This window comes from Stenotrophomonas sp. GbtcB23 (assembly GCF_019091045.1).
Lineage (GTDB): Bacteria > Pseudomonadota > Gammaproteobacteria > Xanthomonadales > Xanthomonadaceae > Stenotrophomonas > Stenotrophomonas rhizophila_A.
The window spans coordinates 1-278 of the sequence record NZ_JAGXKC010000369.1; the positions used below are offsets into that span (position 1 = coordinate 1).

The following is a 278-nucleotide window of genomic DNA, read 5'->3' on the forward strand; positions in this document are numbered from 1 at the left end:
AGCTTGGACAGGCGCTGACCCACTCGCCCCCGTCGTTTGCCTACTACATGTTACCCACGCGTGCCGGTGAACTGATGGTCGGGGGCCTCGCCTATTGGCTGACTACCGACATCAAGAAGATACCGTCAGTGCTGGGGTTCCTGGCAAGCCTGGTCGGCGTTGCGTTGGTAGGGCTGTCCATTGTGTCCCTCGACGAGTCGAGCGGATTCCCCGGTTACGCGGCCCTTCTTCCTACGCTGGGAACGGCGCTCCTGCTGTACACGGGCAGCGTAGATCGC

1 pseudogene is annotated in these 278 nt (G+C 62.2%); it reads left to right on the top strand.

Features of this window, described 5'->3' with window-relative positions:
• A pseudogene (locus tag KVS69_RS19445) lies at nt 1–278 on the top strand (hypothetical protein); the annotation flags it as partial.